The sequence below is a fragment of the Pseudophaeobacter sp. C1-32P7 genome (assembly GCF_041008775.1).
GTDB classification, from domain to species: domain Bacteria; phylum Pseudomonadota; class Alphaproteobacteria; order Rhodobacterales; family Rhodobacteraceae; genus Phycobacter; species Phycobacter gallaeciensis_A.
The window spans coordinates 78930-98757 of the sequence record NZ_JAXGFR010000003.1; the positions used below are offsets into that span (position 1 = coordinate 78930).

Consider the following 19828-nt stretch of genomic DNA (forward strand, 5'->3'; position numbering starts at 1 on the left):
ATCTGGGGCTGCTATCTGCGAATGGGGTTTGACTAGTGACCGTAGGCCGCGCGATGGTGGGGGAAAAAACAGGGAAACGGGAAGATCATGAAGAGACATCACCGGACCTCAGACGGGTTGAACTGAATGGCGCCGCTGTTGTCAGTCGAGGGCCTCAGCATCGGCTTTGGCCAGGATGAAGCTGTCGTGCGCGATGTTAGTTTTGACGTTGCCCCCGGCGGCACCCTGGCGCTGGTCGGGGAAAGTGGTTCCGGCAAGACGATCACCTGCCGCGCCGTGCTGCGCATTCTGCCACGTGCCGCCCAGATCCGTTCTGGCCGCATCACCCTCCACGGCGGCGACGCGCCGCTGGAGCTGAGCCGCCTTGGCGAACGACGCATGCGGGATGTGCGCGGCAACCGGATCGCGATGATCTTTCAGGAGCCGATGCGCTCTTTGTCGCCGTTGCACCGGATCGGCAACCAGGTCTCCGAAGTTTTATGGCTGCACGAAGGCAAAAGCGAAGCCGCCGCCCGCAAGGAAGTACTGGAGTGTTTCGAACGGGTCGGTTTTCCCGAGCCGCAACGCACCTATGACTCGTACCCCTTTGAATTGTCCGGGGGCATGCGCCAGCGGGCGATGATCGCCATGGCAATGGTGGCGAAACCCGATCTTCTGATCGCGGATGAGCCGACCACGGCGCTGGATGTGACGACCCAGGCACAGGTTTTGGGCCTGATGAAGGAATTGCAGCGCGACACCGGCATGGCGATGATCCTTGTGACCCACGATCTGGGCGTCGTTGCCAATATGGCCGAAGAGGTGGTGGTCATGCACAAGGGCCGGGTGATGGAAGCTGGTCCTGCTGCACCGATCCTTTCGGCACCCGCGCATGCCTATACCCGGGCGCTGATCAACGCCGCGCCCAAGATCCCAGCCGCCACGCAGGCCGTGCCGCCAGAGCCCAAGGAAGATCTGATCCTTGAGCTGAAATCGGTGTCCAAGACCTACACCCTGCGCGCCGGAAAGGGCTGGGCTGCCCCCACTCTTATACACGCCTGTCGCGGCGTCGATCTGAAACTGCCGCGCGGCAAGACGCTGGCCATCGTCGGCGAAAGCGGCTCTGGCAAGACCACCGCCGCCCGCATCGCGCTTGGCGCCGAACCGCCGGATCCCGGCGGCGAGGTTCTGTTCCGCCCCGATCCGGATGGCGAGACCGTCAAGGTTCACCAGATGGACCGCGCCGCCCGTACCGCGTTTCAGCGCGAGGCGCAGATGGTGTTTCAGGATCCCTATTCCTCGCTCAGCCCGCGCATGCGCATCGCGGACACCATGACCGAGCCGCTGGAGATCCACGGTATCGGCACCTCCGCCGACCGCCGCGACAAGGCAGCAAAGATGCTGAAAACCGTCGGCCTTGGCCCCGAGATGCTGCAACGCTATCCGCATGCCTTTTCCGGCGGCCAGCGCCAGCGCCTGTCGATTGCCCGTGCGCTGATGCTGGATCCCTCGCTGATCGTTTGCGACGAGCCGACCTCGGCGCTGGACGTGTCGGTGCAGGAACAGATCCTGCGGCTCTTGGAAAACATTCAGGAACAGCAAGGGCTGTCCTATCTCTTTATCAGCCACGATCTGGCTGTGGTGGCGCGGATCGCCGATGAGGTCGCGGTGATGCGGCGCGGGCTGATCGTCGAGCAGGCTCCACCGCAGACGCTGTTCCACAACCCGCAGCACCCCTACACCAAGGCGCTGATCGCAGCGCAGCCGGAACCCGATATCGGGCGCCCGATCAATCTGGATCTGGTTTCGCAAGGCGCCGGCGCGCCGGACAGCTGGCCCGAACATTTCAGATTCACAGGAGCCGAGGCCCCGCCTCTGGTCATCCTGGAACCCGGACATAAGGTACGTTGCCATGTATAACGCCCCGAAACCCGCGACAAAACGAACCGCCCTGAAACCCGTACTGGCCATCGCGCTGGCCGCACTGCTGGCACCGCTCGCCGCGCTGGCAGGCACGCTGCCTACCCCGCAGGAAAGCGCCTTCTGGGACCAGGAGGTCGCCTCTGGCAACCTGCCCAAGGCGGCAGAGCGCCTGCCGGATGCGCCGCTTGTGGTCAATCTGGAGGCCAAGGGCCGTGCCTTTGGCGTGCAGGGCGGTGCGCTCAACACCATGGTGACCCGGTCGAAAGACATCCGCCAGATGGTGGTCTGTGGCTACGCGCGGCTGGTCGGCTATGACGCGGATTACAAACTGCAATCGGACATCCTGCTGGGCTATGAAGAAGAGGACAACAAGCGCTTTACCTTGCATCTGCGCCCCGGACACCGCTGGTCTGACGGGTCTCCCTTCACCTCGGCGGATTTCGAATACTGGTGGAAGGGCATTGCCAACAATCCGCTGCTGAGCCCGGCCGGGCCGCCGGAATTTCTGCGTGCCGAGGGTGAGCTGCCCGAGGTCACATTCCCAGATGAGACCACCGTCGTCTTTGAATGGCAGAACCCGAACCCCAGCTTTTTGCACCATCTGGCGCAGGCGCGCCCGCCCTTCATCTACCGGCCCTCAGCCTATCTGAAGCAGTTCCACGCCGATTACGCCGACCCGGCCAAACTGGCCGAGGAAGTGGATTACGCCCGCGTCAAAAGCTGGGCGGCGCTGCACAACAAATACGACAATATGTACAAGTTCGACAATCACGAGCTGCCCACCCTGCAGCCGTGGATGAATGCCACAGCGGGCAAGAAAATCCGCCACTTGTTCGTGCGCAACCCCTATTACCACCGGATCGACGCCAAGGGCGTACAGCTGCCCTATATCGACACGGTGGAAATGGAGATCGTCTCGGGCGGGCTGGTGGCTGCCAAAGCCAACGCCGGAGAGGCAGACCTTCAGGCCCGTGGTCTGGGTTTTCGTGACATTCCGATCCTACGCAAGGGCGAAGCCGACGGCGGCAACTACAGGACCTTCCTCTGGGGCACTGGCACCGCCTCGCAGATCGCGATCTATCCGAACCTCAACGTAAACGATCCGGTCTGGCGCAAACTGCTGCGCGATGTCCGGGTGCGCCGCGCCCTGTCGGTCGCCATCAACCGCGCCGCCATCAACAAATCGCTCTATTTCAAACTGGCCAAGCCCGGCGCCATGACCGTGCTGGAAAAAAGCCCGTTCTTTGATCCCGCCCTGCGCGAAGCCTGGGCGCAGTTCGATCCCGATTTGGCCAATCAGCTGCTGGATGAGGCCGGGCTGACCGAAAAGGATGGCTATGGCATCCGCCAACTGCCCGACGGACGCCCGATGGAGCTGATCGTGGAAACCGCCGGAGAGCGGCAGGAGGTCGAAAACGCCCTGCAGATCATCACCGATGATTGGCGCGACGTGGGGGTCAAGCTGGTAATGCGTCCGCTCGATCGCGACATCCTGCGCAACCGGGTGTTCTCAGGCACCACTGCGGCCTCGGTCTGGTACGGCTGGGACAACGGCCTGCCGCAGCCCTATACCTCGCCCGCCTATCTGGCGCCGACCGATCAGGTCTTTCTGGCCTGGCCGAAATGGGGGCAATATTACCAGACCGGCGGAGAGGTCGGCGAAGCGCCCGATATGGAACCCGCTCAGCGCCTGATGGAGCTGGCACATGACTGGCGGATCGCCACCACCGAAGCGGAGCGGGTCGCCGCCTGGAAAGAAATGCTGAAAATCCATTCCGAGCAGGTCTACGGCATTGGCCTTGTGGCCGAGGCGCCGCAGCCCGTGGTGGTATCAAACCGCCTGCGCAACGTGCCAGAACGCGGCATCTGGGCCTGGGACCCCGGCGCTCATTTTGGAGTCCACCGCATGGATGAGTTCTTCTTCGAGGATGGTCAGGGCTGATGGAAATCCTGCGCTACGCCATATACCGCTTCGGCACCATGCTGCTGACGCTTTGGGTGGTGTCGGTGCTGATCTTCGTGATCATCAACCTGCCACCCGGCGATTACCTTTCCAACCAGATCGCTGAGTTGCGTGCCAGCGGTCAGACCGCAGGCGTGGCCAAGGCAGAGTTCCTGCGCACGGAATACGCGCTCGATAAGCCCATGTGGCAGCAGTATTTCATCTGGGCTGGCTTCATGCCCGGCCCGCACGGCTTCTCAGGCCTCATTCAGGGCAATTTCGGCTGGTCCTTTGAATTCGACCGCCCGGTGGCCGAAATCGTCGGTGACAGCCTGTGGCTGACGGTTCTCGTCAATCTCGCAGCGGTTCTCTTTGTTTATATGGTGGCCCTGCCGCTGGGAGTTCTGGCCGCAGCGCGCTCGCGCACCTGGGTGGATTACACCTCGGCCTTTGTCGGTTACCTCGGTCTGGCGACGCCAAACTTCCTCCTGGCGCTGATCCTGTTCTACTACGGCCATCGCTGGTTCGACCTGCCCATCGGCGGGCTGATGGATCCCATCTACGAAGGTGAGCCGATGAGCTGGGACAAGGTGAAATCGATCCTCATCCACCTGATCGTTCCAACCTTTGTCATCGGCACCTCGGGCGCCTCGGCGATGATGCAGCGATTGCGCGCCAATATGCTGGACGAGCTGGGCAAACCCTATGTGGAAACCGCGATTGCCAAGGGCATGTCGCCTTCGCGGATGCTGGCGAAGTACCCGCTGCGGGTGGCCTTCAATCCCTTTGTCGCTGACATCGGCAACCTGCTGCCCTCAATGGTGTCGGGATCGGTTCTGGTCTCGGTGGTGCTGGGACTGCAAACCATCGGGCCGGATCTGCTGCAGGCGCTGAAATCGCAAGACATGTTCCTATCGGCCTTCATCCTGATGTTCGTCGCCCTTCTGACCCTGATCGGCACGATGATTTCGGACGTGCTGCTGGTTCTTCTGGATCCGCGCATCCGCTATGAGGGACGCGACGCATGAGCAAGCTGCCCGACGGTCGCTATGTCGACGATGCCCCCTATGACGCCGAACAGTCCCTGCGCGAGCTGGAGCGGAAGGATCTGGATGCCCCGAACTGGGTGCTGATCTGGCGCAAGTTCAAGACGCACCGGCTGGGCCTGATCTCCGGTGCCTTCCTGCTATTCTGCTATCTGATGCTGCCCTTTGTCGGCTTTGTCGCGCCCTATGGCCCGAACGAACGTCACAGCGAGCATCTCTATGCGCCGCCGCAGGAGATCAATCTCTTCCACGAGGGCGAGTTCCTCGGCCCCTTCATCTACCCGATGACCTCGGAGGCGAACCTGGAAACCTTCCAGTGGGAGTTCAAACCGGATCTGGACAACCCGCTGCGGCTGAAATTTTTCTGCGAAGGCAGCTCCTACGATATCGCCGGGCTGATCCCGGCCGACACCCATTTGGTCTGCGCGCCCGGCGCCGATGTGCCGCTGTTTCTCTGGGGGTCGGACCGGCTGGGCCGCGATGTCTTCAGCCGCATCCTTTATGGCGCGCAGCTGTCGCTGACCGTCGGTCTGATCGGGATTACGGTCTCCTTCGTTCTAGGCATCTTTTTCGGCTCTATTGCGGGCTATTTCGGTGGCCGGATCGACTGGGTGATCAACCGGGTGATCGAGATCCTGCGCAGCCTGCCGGAGCTGCCTCTGTGGCTTGCGCTCTCAGCAGCCGTGCCCTCGAACTGGTCTCCGGTGGCGGTCTTCTTCATCATCTCGGTGATCCTTGGCATATTGGATTGGCCCGGCCTTGCGCGCTCGGTGCGGGCCAAGTTCCTGTCCTTGCGCGAAGAGGAATACGTGCGCGCCGCCGAAATGATGGGCGCCACATCGGGCCGGGTGATCCGCAAGCATCTCCTGCCGAATTTCATGAGCCACCTCATCGCCTCGGCAACCCTGTCGATCCCGGCGATGATCCTGGGCGAAACCGCGCTTTCCTTTCTGGGCCTGGGCCTGCGCGCGCCTGCGGTCAGTTGGGGCGTGATGCTGAACGATGCGCAGAACCTCGCCAATATCGAGATCTACTGGTGGACCGCCATTCCCATGCTGCCCATCGTGGTGGTAGTGCTGGCCTTCAACTTCCTTGGTGACGGCTTGCGCGACAGTCTGGACCCCTATCAACAATGACCCTGCTTGCCGCCCTTCCCGATCCCGCAAGCTATGCCATCACCGGCAGCGGGCACAGGCCCAGTGCCTTTGCGGTGACCGGGCTGGCCACTGCCTCTGTTGCTGCCGTCGGCGTGGAACTGGCCCGCTACATGAAGGTGGCAGGTCTTGCGCCCCGCGCGCCCGAAGTCACCGTGGATCAGCGTTTGGCGGCGCTGTGGTTCGGCTATAGTTTTCGCCCCGCAGGCTGGGAGATGCCATCGCTTTGGGATCCGATTGCCGGGGACTATCCCTGCGCCGATGGCTGGATCCGACTGCACACCAACCTGCCCCATCACCGCGCCGCCGCGCTTCAGGTGCTCGGCTGCGAAGGCACGCCCGAGGCGGTGCGCACGGCCGTCAGCAAATGGGACGGCGACCTGCTGGAGCGCGAGATCGTCGCTGCTGGAGGCGTGTCGGCCACCATGCGCAGCCGCGAGCTGTGGCTGTCGCACCCGCAGGGACAGGCAGTCGGCTCGGAACCGTTGGTACAATGGACCGCCCCCCGCGACGTCTCTCCGCGTGCGCGTCCTGAAGCAAGTGAGGCACGGCCGCTGGCCGGACTGAAGGTGCTGGATCTGACCCGGGTCTTGGCCGGGCCGATTGCCACCCGGACGCTGGCCGGATTTGGCGCCGAGGTGCTGCGGATCGACCCGCCCGGCTGGGATGAGCCGGGGGTGATACCGGATATTTCGCTGGGCAAGCGCATGGCCATGCTCGATCTGCGCAAGGACCCGGACCGGCGCCGTTTCGAGGCACTTCTGGCCAAGGCCGATGTGCTGGTGCACGGCTACCGCCCCGGCGCCCTTGCAGGTCTTGGTTACGATCAGGCAACCCGCGACCGGATCGCCCCAAACCGGATTGAGGCACCGCTCAACGCCTATGGCTGGACCGGCCCCTGGGTGCGCCGCCGCGGCTTTGACAGTCTGGTACAGATGAGCGCGGGCATCGCCGATGCAGGCCGGATCTGGGCAGGCGCAGAGAAACCGACCCCGCTGCCGGTGCAAGCACTGGATCACGCCACTGGCTATCTTCTGGCTGCGGCGGTGATTTCCGCCCTCAGCCGGGCCACCGAGACCAGTAAAACCCCGCAGGCACGGCTGTCCCTGGCCCGCACCGCCGAGCTGCTTGCCAGCCTGCGCCCATCGCAGGGTGGCCCCTCCATCACCCAGGCCGAGGCGCAGGATTATGCACCTTCCCGCGAACATTCCGGATGGGGACCGGGTCTGCGCCTGAAACCGCCGCTTGCGCTGGGAGAGACCGGCATGCGCTGGGACCTACCCGCAGACAAATGCGGCTCTTCCGAGCCGGTCTGGACCAGCTGACCCTTAGCCATCTGGCATCTCCCTCAAGAACGGCAGACCGCCCGCGCCGTGCCCCTGCACGGCGCCCGGCCCAACCCCAGGCGGAGCGCAGAGGCGCTCAGGCGCGGGGGCGGGAGCGCCCCGTTCTCACGCACCGCGAATTTCAGAATTTATGCAGCACAGACCTATCGGTCGTCGCCGCCCCTGCCCTCATCGGCGTCCAGAAGATCGGCATCAATCGCCGCCTGCACGGCCCCCGCCGCCGCCTCCTTTTGCTGCGGGGTCAGGTTCTCGTTCTGATCCTCCGCAAGGCGCACCGTGACCTCGCGATGAGCGAACTTGATGCCTTCGCGTGCGAACAGCTGGCGGATTTCCTCGTAGACCTTCTTGCCTACCAGCCATTGATCGCCCGGTTTGGTCATGAATTTCACCCGGATGATCATCGCCGAATCCTGCATCTCGATGACACCCTGGGATTTCAGCGGCTGGATGAAATTGTCGCCAATGACCGGATCGTCCAACAGCTCCTGCCCCAGTTTCTTGATCAGCTTGCGGACCTTTTCCACATCGGTGTCATAGGTCACCCGCAAGGGCAGCTTCATCATCACCCAGTCGCGGGAATAGTTGGTCAGCACCCGGATTTCGCCAAAGGGAATGGTGTGCAGCGCGCCCAGATGGTGGCGCAGCTGGAAGGAGCGGACCGAGATCTTCTCGACCGTGCCTTTCACGTCGCCGATGTCAATATACTCACCCTTGCGAAAGGCATCATCGACCAGAAAGAAGGCGCCAGAAAAGATATCCCGCACCAGCGTCTGTGAGCCAAAGCCCACCGCCAGACCGACAACGCCTGCACCAGCGAACAGCGGGCTGACATTGATCCCCAGTTGCATCAGCAGGATCAGAGCAATCGATACCACGACCACCGCCAGAATGGCGCCCCGGAACAGCGGCAGCAGCGTGGCAAGCCGACTGGCCCCGCCTGCGCCGCCTTCATCGCCCAGCTCGCTCTCGGGCATATCGCCGACTTCCTCGTCGATCTTGCTGTCGATCCAGATCCGCGAGACGCTGTAGATGATATAGCCAAGGAACAGGATCACCACGATGTCGAAGATCCGGTCGATGGCCGAATTGTCGGTCCAGTCAAGATCCGGGTTCCACACATAGATCAACGCCAGCGCCCCGCCGACAAAGGCCAGAACCCCGGCAACCCTGCGCGCCAGATCCTCATAGGTGGCAATCGGGTGGCGCTTTCGCATCGAAGCGGCGGCCGCCTCATCTGCCTCTACAGTCTCCCCGTCAGGGCCATCGGCATCTTGCGCATCGCTGTCCTCTGGCTGAACCATTTGCGCGGGAAGACGCCGCCTGTCGGCATAGACTTCGATCCCGTAGTTGATGATCCCATAGACCACCAGGATCGAGGTCAGCACCATATAGGTGCCCGCCATCAGCGGGATCGACATCTCCCGCTCCAGCACCAGATCAAAGGCCAGCTGAAGCCAGCCAAAGACGATATAGGCCACCACCGCAGGCGCCCAGGCCACCGACAGCAGCCGCACCAGCCAGGAACATTCCTCAGCATCGCGGCCCGCGCGAATGGCGCGGCTGATGGCTCCGGCGTTAAAGGCGACAAGCGCCAGATTGCCGACAATCCCCAAAAGCGCCAGCCCGCCATAGACGATGGCATAGACGTTGTAAGTCAGCCCGAAATCCCCGACCCAGGCGGCAAAGACGAGGGTCGAAATATCATAGGTCGCCAGCACCGAAGCCCAGATATAAAGCCGTTTGGCATCCCGGTCGGAAAATGCCGGTATCCGGTATTGGCTAAGGTAGGGCGACAGCACCATGCGCCACAGGTCCGATATGGTCCGGGACAGGAAAAAGGCGGTATAGATCGCCAGCACCGTCAGCCGCACCGACGAATTGCCTGAGGAACCCAGCACAAGATAGGATCCCAGCAGAGCGATCCCCATCGAAAAGATCGTTCCCCCGACGCCCAGCAGGAAGCGAAAGAACAAAAACGGCATTTTCTCGCGATAGCCTTCGGGCTTTTCCTTGGTGCGGGCCACCACGTGGTGCAGCGCAAATCTCTTGCCGTAGAGCTCAACGGTGACCCAGCGCCCCAGAAACAGGAACAGGAGGCTCCAGAACAGGATTTCCGCATAGGTGGCGATCCGGCCATCGGGGCTGGTCTGGCGCAGGATGTATTTCATCTCAAAGATGGAATAAGGCAGCGCCTCCAAACGACTGCGCAATTCGGCCCGGAAGATATCCATCTCCGACTGGGCTTTCATCAGCATCGATGCACCTTCCATCTTGGCATCGTGTTCGCTGATGGCCTGTTCCGCAGCCCCGTCCTGCGCGCGGGCGCCGCCGCTGTCGACGATGATCACATCAACGCCGCTTTCGGCAGCCAGCTCGATGGCCCGAGCGATCGGATCCTCGCCGTTGTCAGCCGCCGTCTGCGCATGTCCTGTGCCCGCAGTCCCGATGACCAGCGCACACAGAAGAAACAGGGCAAATAACCCCGGGAGAAGCCGCCGGATGGGAATGAAGTTCATGGTCTGAAATCCTCAGGACAGTTCAAACCAGACTAGCCAGCGCCCCCAGTCGGCGCAATTGCCCTACTGCAACAACAGCGGAACGATTTTGGCACATCGCCGTGACGCGCGGGGCTTTAGCTGCCATTTGTTGCGCAATCGGGACTGCAAAGGCCGATCGCCCTTGATTTCGGCGCCTGCCTATTGCACCACCCTGATAATACACCTGTTCAGGCGACCCTATGAAAGATCAGACAAGCTCCACCGCCGACAGGGAAAACGGCGCCCGCAGCCCCCGGGTCATGCTCTACAGTCATGACACCTTCGGGCTGGGCCACCTGCGCAGATCGCGGGCGCTTGCCGGGGCGATTACCGCCGCCGATCCTTCTGCGTCAGCGCTGATCCTGACCGGTTCACCGGTTGCCGGGCGGTTTGCCTTTCCCAGCCGGGTCGATCACATGCGCCTGCCCGGGGTGATCAAACGCTCCGACGGCAGCTATGCTTCGCGCACCATGGGGATGAGCATCGAGGAAACCACCGAGATGCGCGCCGGGCTGATCCGCTCCATGGCGCAGCAATACGATCCCGACGTGCTGATCGTCGACAAGGAGCCAACCGGTTTCCGCGGTGAGCTGATGCCCGCGCTGGAATGCCTGCGCAGCCGTGGCCATTGCAAGCTGGTGCTGGGCCTGCGCGACGTTCTGGACGAACCCGAGGTGCTGGCTGCCGAATGGGAGCGCAAGAACGCGGTTCCGGTGACCGAACAGTTTTACGACGAAATCTGGGTCTATGGCCTCAGCTCGGTCTATGACCCCACGCAGGGGCTGGATCTGTCGCCCGAGGCCCGCGCCCGCATGCACTGGACCGGCTATCTGCGCCGCGATCTGGGCCAGATCGGTGAGCCGCCCGAACAGCCCTATATCCTGATCACCCCCGGCGGTGGTGGCGACGGGGCGATGATGGTGGATCTGGTGCTTTCGGCCTATGAACGGGACCCAAACCTCAGCCCGCGTGCCGTGCTGGTCTATGGCCCCTTCCTGTCCGGAGAAACCCGCGAGGCGTTTGAGGCCCGCGTTGCCGCGCTGGATGGCCGCGTCACCAGCGTTGGTTTCGAAAGCCGGATCGAAACGCTGTTTGCAGGCGCCTGCGGCGTGGTTTGCATGGGCGGCTACAACACCTTCTGCGAGGTCCTGTCCTTTGACAAACCTGCGGTAATCGTGCCCCGTACCACGCCGCGTCTGGAACAGTGGATCCGCGCCAGCCGCGCCGAGGAACTGGGCCTTGTTTCCATGCTGGACGAAGACCGCGATGGCTGGACCCCCGAGGCGATGATCCGCGCGATAGACGCGTTGAAGGATCAAAACCCCCCCTCTGCCGCTTTTGGCGAAGGGTTCCTCGACGGGCTCGATTATGTCACCCACCGGGTGAGCGCCCTGCTGCAGGACGCGCCGCGAAAGGCAACCGAATGACCACAAACCGGCCACCGCTTGCGGTGCTGGTCAAGGGCTGGCCGCGCCTGTCCGAGACCTTTATCGCGCAAGAACTTGTCGCGTTGGAGGCCGCGGGCCACAGTTTCGAGATCTGGTCCCTGCGCCATCCCACCGATGTCAAACGCCACCCGCTGCACGACCGCTTGCAGGCGCAGGTGAACTACCTTCCCGAATACCTCTTTCAGGAGCCGGAGCGCGTCTGGCGCGCCCGCGAGACGGCGCAAAAGCTGCCGGGCTACGCCGAGGCCAGGCGGATCTGGCGCGCCGACTTGCGCCGCGACCCCAGCCGCAACCGCATCCGCCGCTTTGGCCAAGCCTGCGTGCTGGCCACTGAAATGCCGGACGCGGTTCTGGGGCTTTATGCCCATTTCCTACACACGCCGTCCTCGGTGGCGCGCTATGCGGCGATCATGCGTGGCCTGCCGTGGAGCTTTTCCGCCCATGCCAAGGACATCTGGACCTCGCCCGACTGGGAGATCCGTGAAAAACTGTCCAGCGCCGATCACGGCGCTGCCTTCGGCGCCACCTGCACTGCCTTTGGTGCCCAGCACCTGCGCGATATGTCGGACGATCCCGCCCGCATCGATCTGATCTATCACGGCCTCGACCTCAGCCGCTTTCCCGCCCCGCCCGAGCGCATCTGGCGCAAGGCCAGCGATCCGCTGCACCTGATGTCCGTTGGCCGTCTGGTAGAAAAGAAGGGCTTTGACCGGCTGATCGACGCGCTGGCGCTGCTGCCCAAGGATCTGGACTGGCACTGGACCCATATCGGCGGTGGCGGACTTGGCGCTCTGTTGCAAGGCATGGCCGAGGATGCGGGCGTTGCTGATCGCATCACCTGGCGCGGTGCCTGCGACCAGCCCGAGGTGATCGAGGCGATGCGCCAGAGCGATATCTTCGTCCTGCCCAGCCGCGTTGCCGCAGATGGCGACCGCGACGGGCTGCCGAACGTGCTGATGGAAGCCGCATCGCAGCGGCTGCCGATCCTGTCGACGCCGGTCTCTGCTATCCCGGAATTCATCGACAGCGGCACCCATGGTCTGCTCAGCGACGATGCGCCCTCAGCGCTGGCAGGCGCCATCTGCCAGATGGCCGAGGATCCGGACAAGACCGCCGCCATGGCCGAAGCCGCGCTCCAGCGCCTGCGCCGTGACTTTGGCATGGATCCGGGCATTGCCCGCCTTTCCGAACGGCTCAACGCCATGCTGAATGGCGCATGACCAGCGGCAACGGCAAACACATCGCCTTTTATGCGCCGATGAAATCGCCGCGCAGCCCGGTGCCCTCGGGCGACCGGGAAGTGGCCCGCAACCTGATGGATGTGATTGCGGCAGGCGGCGCCCGCGTCGATCTGGTCAGCGAGCTGCGCATCTACGACAAGACAGGCAATGCCGAGCGGCAGGACAGCCTGCACGCCGCCGCGCAGCAGGAGGTCCGGCGCCTGCTGGACGAGATGCCGCCCGTGGATCTCTGGGTGACCTACCACAACTACTACAAGGCGCCGGACCTGATCGGGCCTGCCGTGGCCCGCGCCCGTTCCATTCCCTATGTGCAGATCGAAAGCACCCGCGCCACCAGTCGCCTGACGGGCCCCTGGGCCGGGTTTGCCAAGGCCGCCCATGATGCGGCCGATGCGGCCGATACCATCTTCTATTTCACCGCCAACGACCTGATCACGCTGGAGCGCGAGCGCTTTGGCAGCCAGGCGCTGGTACATCTGCCGCCCTTCCTGCCGCAAGGCGCGCTGCCGGAGCCATCGACGCTGGATGGTCCCATGCTCAGCGTTGGCATGATGCGCGCGGGGGACAAGCTGTCCTCGTATCGTATCATTGCGGAAACGCTCACCTGTCTGATGGGCGGCTGGCAGCTTGAGATCGCAGGCGATGGCCCCGCCCGGGCCGAGGTCGAGGCGATGATGGCGCCCTTTGGCGATCGGGTGCGCTTCCTCGGCCAGCTGGATCGCGACGGCCTGACGGCCGCCTATGGGCGCGCCAGCCTGTTCCTCTGGCCCGGCGTCAACGAGGCCTTTGGCATGGCATACCTGGAGGCGCAGGCCCATGGGCTGCCCGTGGTGGCGCAGGATCGCCCCGGCATGCGCGACGTGCTCACCCCAGCCGCATACCCGGCACCGGAAGAGGGGCCAGAGGCGCTGGCAGAGCAGATCAACGCCCTGCTGACCGATCCCGATCTGCGCACCCGCCGCAGCGCCGAGGCGCGCCAGATGATTGCCACAACCCACCTTGCCCCCGCCGCAAGCGCCCGTTTCTGGGCCGCCGTGGCCCCGCTGATGGAGGCCCATCCATGATCCGTCTTGCCCTTTTGCGCCATGGACATACCGACTGGAACCGCGCGGGCCGCATTCAGGGCCGCAGCGATATTGCGCTGGATGATACCGCCCGCAGCGAGCTGACCGCGCAGGCATTGCCCGCGCCCTGGGATGCGGCGGATCTGTGGTCCAGCCCGCTGCTGCGCGCCGCCGAAACCGCGAAACTGGTGGCAGGGCGTGATACCCAAACGGCGCCCGAGCTGATTGAAATGGACTGGGGCGACTGGGAAGGTCTGCGCGGGATCGACCTCAAGGCCGACCCGAAAAGCGGCTTTCGCGATATCGAGCACTGGGGCTGGGACTATCGCCCCCCCGGCGGCGAGTCCCCGGCCGAGGTCTGGGAACGTATCGCGCCCTGGCTGCAACGCCTCACCCGGGACACGGTCGCGGTCTGCCATATCGGGATCATGCGGATGATCCTGGCGCGCGCTTATGGCTGGGACTTCGACGGCCCGGCGCCCTTCCGGATCAAGCGCAACCGCCTATTCGTGGTGGAGATCGACGGCGACGCCCTCCGCCCGCTGCCCGATCCCATCCGCCTGATCCCGAAAGAGCCGCAATGAAGGTCCTGATCGCAGTCACCCATCTACTGGGCACCGGGCATCTGTCACGGGCGCTGACGCTGGGCCGGGCCTTTGCGGCGGCAGGCCATCAAGTCCGCGTGGCCTCGGGCGGATTTCCGGCACCACAGTTGAGCCTTGCGGGGCTGGACCTGGTGCACCTGCCGCCGCTGCGCTCGGACGGGGTGGATTTCACCCGGCTTCTGACAGCCGAGGGCACCGTGGCGGATGACGCCTATCACAACGCCCGGCAACAGACCTTGTGCGATGCCCTGCGCGAGATGCAGCCCGATGTGCTGATCACCGAGCTTTACCCCTTTGGCCGCCGCAGCCTGAAGGGAGAGTTTCTGTCACTGCTGAAGGCCGCCCACGCCCTGCCGCACCGGCCCGTAGTGCTGGCCTCGATCCGCGATATCCTGGCGCCGCCCTCCAAGCCCAAAAAGGCGGTAGAGGCAGACGCGGTGATCGCGGAGTTCTACGATGCAGTGCTGGTGCATTCCGACCCCGCCGCCACCCGGCTGGATATCAGCTGGCCGGTCTCGGAGATGCTGGCGGGCAAGCTGCGCTATACCGGTTACGTGGCGCCTCCAGCCGCCCTGCCGCACCCCGAACAGGCAGGCGCGGGTGAGGTGCTGGTCAGTGCCGGCGGCGGCAGCGTTGGCGATGCCTTATATGACACCGCGCTGGAGGCCGCGCAGCAGTCGCCTGATATCACGTGGCGGCTTTTGGTCGGCGGCAGCGACGCGGCAGAACGGATCGCGCGGTTCACTGCCAAAGGCTCCCCCGCCCTGATCGAAGCCGCCCGCCCCGATTTCCGTCAGATGCTGCGCCACGCCGCCGCCTCGGTCAGCATGTGCGGCTACAACACCGCGCTGGACCTGCTGCAGGCGGGCGCACCTGCCGTGTTGGTGCCTTTTGACGCGGGCAAGGAAGTGGAACAATCCCTGCGTGCCGAGAGCCTGGCGCCGCTAAGCGGTATCGCGGTGCTGAAGACCGCCGATCTGACGCCCAGCGCGCTGGTACAGGCGGTGAAACGCGTGATGGCCGATGCGCCGCGCGCCACCGACCGCTTCCGGTTTGACGGCGCCACCAGAACGGTAGAGATTGCTGCCGAACTGGCAGGAGACCGTCGATGACCCCGGCAATCACCCCGGATTGGAGCGCGCTGGATCAGGAGCTTGAGGCCTGGCAGCAGGCCGGATTGCAGCTACCCCTGTGGTGGCGCGATGATGACGCCACCGAGGTCACGCCGCAACTACAGCAGCTGACCGAAACCGCGCAGCGGCTGGGTCTGCCGGTGCATCTGGCGATCATCCCACGGGACGCCCAGCCGGAACTGGCCAGGCATCTGCAGAACACGGCTGATCTGATCCCCGTGGTGCATGGCTGGGCTCATAAAAGCCACGCCCCGGAGGGTGAGAAAAAGGCCGAGTTCGGCGCCCACCGTCCGGTGCAGGATATGCTTGGAGAGGCCGAAGCCGGGTTGGAGCGGCTGAAGAGCTTTTTCGGATCCAGCCTGCGCCCGATGTTCGTACCACCCTGGAACCGTATCGCGCCCGAGATCCTGCCCTGGATGGCAGGCCTTGGCTATTGCGCCCTGTCGACCTTTACCCCGCGCTCCCGGACCAAGGCCGCGCCGGGTCTGGTGCAGATCAACACGCATCTGGACCCGATCGACTGGAAGGGCAGCCGGTCATTGCTGCCCGAGGCGCAGCTGATCGCCCAGGTCGCATCGCAGCTGAAAGACCGCCGCCAGGGCCGCGCCGACACCCGCGAACCCTATGGCATCCTGACCCACCATCTGGTGCATGACGACCGGATCTGGGGGTTTACCGAAACTTTGATTGCACGTCTTCTGGCCGGGCCCGCCATGGCCTGGACCTATGACGAAAGGATTTCCTGAATGAGCCGACTGGATTCGATGCTGCGCCGCCTGACCGCGCAACGGGACGGGCTGAACTGGGCCGCTGAGCAGATCACGGATGTTCCCGGCGACGCGCTGGACATGGGGTTGGGCAACGGACGCACCTATGACCACCTGCGCGAGATCCTGCCGGATCGCCGTATCTGGGTGATCGACCGGGTGCTGCAATGTCACCCTTCCTGCGTGCCGCCCGAAAAGGATTTCCTGCAAGGCGAAGCCGAGCCGATGCTGCAGCGCCTTGCGACTGAGGGCCACAAGATCGTGCTGGCGCATTATGATTTCGGTTTTGGCGTCAAGGAAAAGGACGTCGCCGAGGCCGCTGCCATGTCGCCGGTCATCGCCTCCGTCATGGCGCCGGGCGGTATCATCGTCTCGGGCCAGCCTCTGGTGGGTTTTGAGGAGCTGGACGGCCCAGAAGGCATCCCCGAAGGCCGCTACATGTTCTACCGCGCCTGACGCGCCGCCCAACGACATATTAGGAAACGAAAGGCCCCGATGCGCTTTGCGCCGGGGCCTTAATACATGAAACTGAGTTGTTTTTCAGGCCACCCTCTGGCCCCGGGAATAGACGCCCTGCAGGGCAGGCACACCAGCACGCATGGCAAAGCGGATCAGATCCGCGCGTTTGCCGACCTCCAGCAATCCACGATCCTTCAGGCCGACCGCCTTGGCCGGGGCGCTGGTGACGGTCGCCATGCCGCGCGACATATCACCCCAGATCTCTCCCAGCCGCGCCGCCGCCAGCAAGAGCGCCGCAGGCACGTAGTCGGAGGAGACGATATCGAGAAGGTCCAGCTCGGCCAGCTCCTGCGCCGCCACATTGCCCGAATGCGAGCCGCCGCGGATCAGATTCGGCGCCCCCATCATCACCTGGATGTCATGAGCATGGCAGGCACGGGCGGCTTCGACCGTGGTGGGGAATTCGGCCAGACGGATACCGTGACCGGCCGAGACGGCGACCTGATCCTCGGTGGTGTCGTCATGGCTGGCCAGCACCGCACCAAACCGCTGCGCGGCCTTCACCGCCTCGACCTCATGCAGATCGCCATAGGTGTCGCGCATGGTCTTGAGGTTGGCGACATGCTGCAGGAAGGCATCATCATCAAACCCGTGCTTGCCCTTCACATAGGCCTCGAGTTTCGAAATATCGCGGAACTGGCGCTGCCCCGGCGTGTGGTCCATCAGCGAGACCAGACCGACGCGGTCCTCATCCGTGAACTCGTTCAGCTCATCCACTAGAGTCTCCGAACAGACCTCGGCCCGCAGGTGCAGGAAATGGCTGATCTTGAGCGCATCCTTGCCGCGCAGTTCCAGTAGTTCAGAGGCCAGACTACGGGCGTATTGACCATATCGCGCCTCCTTGCTCTTGATCGAACCGACCCGCATCGCATCGAAGACCGTGGTGATCCCGGTGCCCGCCAGCTCCGCATCATGAGCGATGATCGCAGCGGCATGGGGCCAGTCCACCTTGGGGCGGGGCTGGATATGGCGCTCCAGATTGTCGGTGTGCAGCTCGATCAGGCCGGGGCTGACGAAATCGCCGCCGCAATCCACCGCACCGCTGGGCACGCCCGCACCGTCGGCCATATCCGCGATCTCTCCGTCCTTGATCCTGAGGCTACCGGTGCGGGTTTCGCCGGGCAGAACAAGGGTGGCATTGGCAAGGATCATCTCTTGTGTCATCTGGATTTCACATCTTTCGAGCTATGGAGAAGGCCACGTTTAGGAGGCCAATGTGACATTCACGCGATACGCGATCTATTTTGCGCCCCCCCATGGGGCGGCTTGGAGCCAGTTCGGAGCCAGCTGGCTGGGCTGGGATATGGAGACCGGGGAGGCGCTGCCGCACCCGGAAGTCAACGGGCTGGACGTCGCAGCGATCACCGCAACGCCGCGCAAATATGGCCTGCATGCGACGATGAAACCGCCGATGCGACTGGCCGAAGGCACCTCCCGCGCCGATCTGGAGGCTGCCTGCGCCGCGCTGGCCGCTACACAGGCGCCAGTCACGCTGGAGGGGCTGCAACTGGCGCGGCTGGGCCGGTTTCTGGCGCTGCGTCCCGTGGGCGATGAAAGCGCGCTCAATGCGCTGGCCGCCGCCTGCGTGCGCGATCTCGACGCCTTTCGCGCGCCCGCCCCCGAGGCGGAACTGGCCCGCCGTCGCGCGAATGGGCTCAGCCCCGAGCAGGACCAGAACCTTGTAACCTGGGGCTATCCTTACGTGCTGGATCAGTTCCGGTTTCACATCACCCTGACCGGCAAGCTGCCCAAGCCGGAGCTGCCCAGCGTCGAGGCTGCCTTGCAGGCGCATCTGATCCCGCTCTTGCCTGCGCCCTTGGTGATCAAGGATCTGGCGCTGATGGGCGAAGATACCGAGGGACGTTTTCACCTGATCCACCGCTACGCCCTGACCGGCTGAAGCGCGGCGCACGCGGCCATGACCGCCACGCCCAGATCGGCGCTGTTGTCGATCTCGTGGACCTGGGCCAGCCCCGCAGGCAGAGGTTTGCTCGCGCGGGCAAGTCGACGCTGCACCTCGGCGGCATCCTCGCGCCCGCGCGCCGCCAGCCGGGCGGCCAGCACCTCGGGACGGGCGGTGACGGAGAGCACCCGGAAATCGTCGAATGCGTTCTGCGCCTCCAGCAGCACCCCGCGCGAAAGGTTCACCAGAACGGCCGTAGCCCCGACGCGCAGAGACTCGATCTCTTTGGGAATGCCATAGTGCAGCCCATGGGCAGGCCAGTGCAGGGCAAAGGCGCCTTTTCCTGCCAGATCCAAAAACGCGGCTTCGGTCACTGCGGTGTAGTCCTCCCCCCCGGCCTCGGGCGCGCGGGTGATCACCCGGCGCATCAATTTTATGCCGGGATCGGCCTGCCGCAGCCCCTCCATCAGGCTGTCCTTGCCCACGCCTGAGGGACCGACAACGGCAATCACCGGCCCCTTGTTCGCTCCCATGCTCATGCGGCTGCCCTTGGGGTGAAGCCCGAGACATCGACAAACCGGTCGCAGACCTGTTCGCGCGCGGCCTCGTCATGGAAGATGCCGACAATGGCTGCACCGCGCGCCTTGGCTCCTTCGATAAGGCCCAGCACCGTGGCCCGGTTCTGCGCATCAAGGCTGGCGGTGGGTTCATCCAGCAATAGCGCCGGATAGTCATAGGCAAAACCGCGCGCGATATTCACCCGCTGCTGTTCCCCGCCGGAGAAGGTCGTGGGGCTGAGGCTCCAGAGCCGTTCGGGAATGTTGAGCTGCGCCAGAAGGGTCGCCGCCTTTTCGCGCGCCTCCTCGATCGGGGTGCCCACCGCCAACAGCGGATCCGCCACCACATCAAGGGCAGGCACACGCGGCACCACCCGCAGGAACTGGCTGACATAGCCCAGCGTCTTGCGGCGCAGGTCCAGGATCTCGCGCGGCTCGGCCTGTGCCACATCGGTGCCGCCCACCATGATACTGCCGCTGGCAGCCAGGTAGTTGCCGTAAATGAGCCGCATCAGGGTCGATTTCCCAGCCCCCGAGGCCCCCACCAGCCCGACGCATTGGCCGGGTTTGACGGAAAGCGTTGCACCCTCCATCACCGGGATCACCGCGCTGCCCTGATTGTGCAGGGTGAAGCTTTTGCTGACGTTTTGGAGTTCGATCATCA

17 protein-coding genes are annotated in these 19828 nt (G+C 64.1%); 13 read left to right on the top strand and 4 right to left on the bottom strand.

What is annotated here, in order from left to right:
- The first annotated feature begins 126 nt into the window (after window positions 1–126).
- The 5 genes from SM763_RS05350 to SM763_RS05370 are packed head-to-tail and all read left to right on the top strand — an operon-like array spanning window position 127 to window position 7369.
- Window positions 127–1899: an ABC transporter ATP-binding protein gene (locus SM763_RS05350; protein ID WP_368997889.1), complete on the top strand. Its 1773-nt coding sequence runs from the start codon at window positions 127–129 to the stop codon at window positions 1897–1899.
- Entirely contained in the window at window positions 1892–3844 is a 1953-nt protein-coding gene (locus tag SM763_RS05355; RefSeq protein WP_368997890.1) for an ABC transporter substrate-binding protein, read from the top strand. Before SM763_RS05350 ends, SM763_RS05355 begins: the two co-directional genes overlap by 8 nt.
- Entirely contained in the window at window positions 3844–4872 is a 1029-nt protein-coding gene (locus tag SM763_RS05360) for an ABC transporter permease (RefSeq protein ID WP_274831563.1), read from the top strand. The genes SM763_RS05355 and SM763_RS05360 overlap by 1 nt, the downstream gene beginning before the upstream one ends.
- Window positions 4869–6026: an ABC transporter permease gene (locus SM763_RS05365; RefSeq protein WP_065272293.1), complete on the top strand. Its 1158-nt coding sequence runs from the start codon at window positions 4869–4871 to the stop codon at window positions 6024–6026. Before SM763_RS05360 ends, SM763_RS05365 begins: the two co-directional genes overlap by 4 nt.
- On the top strand, window positions 6023–7369 hold the full coding sequence (locus tag SM763_RS05370) for a CoA transferase (protein ID WP_368997891.1): 1347 nt from the start codon (window positions 6023–6025) through the stop codon (window positions 7367–7369). Before SM763_RS05365 ends, SM763_RS05370 begins: the two co-directional genes overlap by 4 nt.
- Before the next feature lie 164 nt (window positions 7370–7533).
- Here SM763_RS05370 and SM763_RS05375 read toward each other — a convergent pair whose 3' ends face one another.
- Window positions 7534–9906 (bottom strand): mechanosensitive ion channel family protein, encoded by a 2373-nt coding sequence (locus tag SM763_RS05375; RefSeq protein ID WP_368997892.1) that lies wholly within the window; start codon window positions 9904–9906, stop codon window positions 7534–7536.
- A 221-nt stretch (window positions 9907–10127) separates the two neighbouring features.
- Between SM763_RS05375 and SM763_RS05380 the strand changes: the two genes are divergently transcribed.
- The 7 genes from SM763_RS05380 to SM763_RS05410 are packed head-to-tail and all read left to right on the top strand — an operon-like array spanning window position 10128 to window position 16641.
- The gene (locus tag SM763_RS05380; protein WP_237028367.1) at window positions 10128–11354 is read left to right on the top strand and encodes a glycosyltransferase family protein; all 1227 of its coding nucleotides are present in this window, start codon (window positions 10128–10130) and stop codon (window positions 11352–11354) included.
- A complete protein-coding gene (locus SM763_RS05385) occupies window positions 11351–12595 on the top strand; it encodes a glycosyltransferase family 4 protein (protein ID WP_274829511.1) in 1245 nt (414 codons plus the stop codon). Before SM763_RS05380 ends, SM763_RS05385 begins: the two co-directional genes overlap by 4 nt.
- Window positions 12592–13680 carry a glycosyltransferase family 4 protein gene (locus tag SM763_RS05390; RefSeq protein ID WP_368997893.1) on the top strand — a complete coding sequence of 363 codons (1089 nt, stop codon included), beginning with the start codon at window positions 12592–12594 and terminating at the stop codon, window positions 13678–13680. Before SM763_RS05385 ends, SM763_RS05390 begins: the two co-directional genes overlap by 4 nt.
- Entirely contained in the window at window positions 13677–14264 is a 588-nt protein-coding gene (locus SM763_RS05395; protein WP_368997894.1) for a histidine phosphatase family protein, read from the top strand. The genes SM763_RS05390 and SM763_RS05395 overlap by 4 nt, the downstream gene beginning before the upstream one ends.
- A complete protein-coding gene (locus tag SM763_RS05400; protein WP_368997895.1) occupies window positions 14261–15397 on the top strand; it encodes a glycosyltransferase family protein in 1137 nt (378 codons plus the stop codon). The genes SM763_RS05395 and SM763_RS05400 overlap by 4 nt, the downstream gene beginning before the upstream one ends.
- An 8-nt stretch (window positions 15398–15405) precedes the next feature.
- Window positions 15406–16164: a polysaccharide deacetylase family protein gene (locus tag SM763_RS05405; protein WP_368998052.1), complete on the top strand. Its 759-nt coding sequence runs from the start codon at window positions 15406–15408 to the stop codon at window positions 16162–16164.
- The gene (locus SM763_RS05410) at window positions 16165–16641 is read left to right on the top strand and encodes a class I SAM-dependent methyltransferase (RefSeq protein ID WP_368997896.1); all 477 of its coding nucleotides are present in this window, start codon (window positions 16165–16167) and stop codon (window positions 16639–16641) included.
- Window positions 16642–16725: 84 nt separating this feature from the next.
- On the opposite strand, the gene SM763_RS05415 is transcribed toward SM763_RS05410, so the two are convergent.
- Window positions 16726–17868 carry an alpha-D-ribose 1-methylphosphonate 5-triphosphate diphosphatase gene (locus SM763_RS05415; RefSeq protein WP_368997897.1) on the bottom strand — a complete coding sequence of 381 codons (1143 nt, stop codon included), beginning with the start codon at window positions 17866–17868 and terminating at the stop codon, window positions 16726–16728.
- Window positions 17869–17920: 52 nt separating this feature from the next.
- Between SM763_RS05415 and SM763_RS05420 the strand changes: the two genes are divergently transcribed.
- On the top strand, window positions 17921–18604 hold the full coding sequence (locus SM763_RS05420) for a DUF1045 domain-containing protein (protein WP_368997898.1): 684 nt from the start codon (window positions 17921–17923) through the stop codon (window positions 18602–18604).
- Here SM763_RS05420 and phnN read toward each other — a convergent pair.
- The gene (phnN, locus tag SM763_RS05425; protein WP_368997899.1) at window positions 18586–19146 is read right to left on the bottom strand and encodes a phosphonate metabolism protein/1,5-bisphosphokinase (PRPP-forming) PhnN; all 561 of its coding nucleotides are present in this window, start codon (window positions 19144–19146) and stop codon (window positions 18586–18588) included. The two genes, SM763_RS05420 and phnN, sit on opposite strands and share 19 nt — an antisense overlap.
- Entirely contained in the window at window positions 19143–19826 is a 684-nt protein-coding gene (gene phnL / locus SM763_RS05430) for a phosphonate C-P lyase system protein PhnL (protein WP_368997900.1), read from the bottom strand. Before phnL ends, phnN begins: the two co-directional genes overlap by 4 nt.
- Window positions 19827–19828 lie beyond the last annotated feature (2 nt).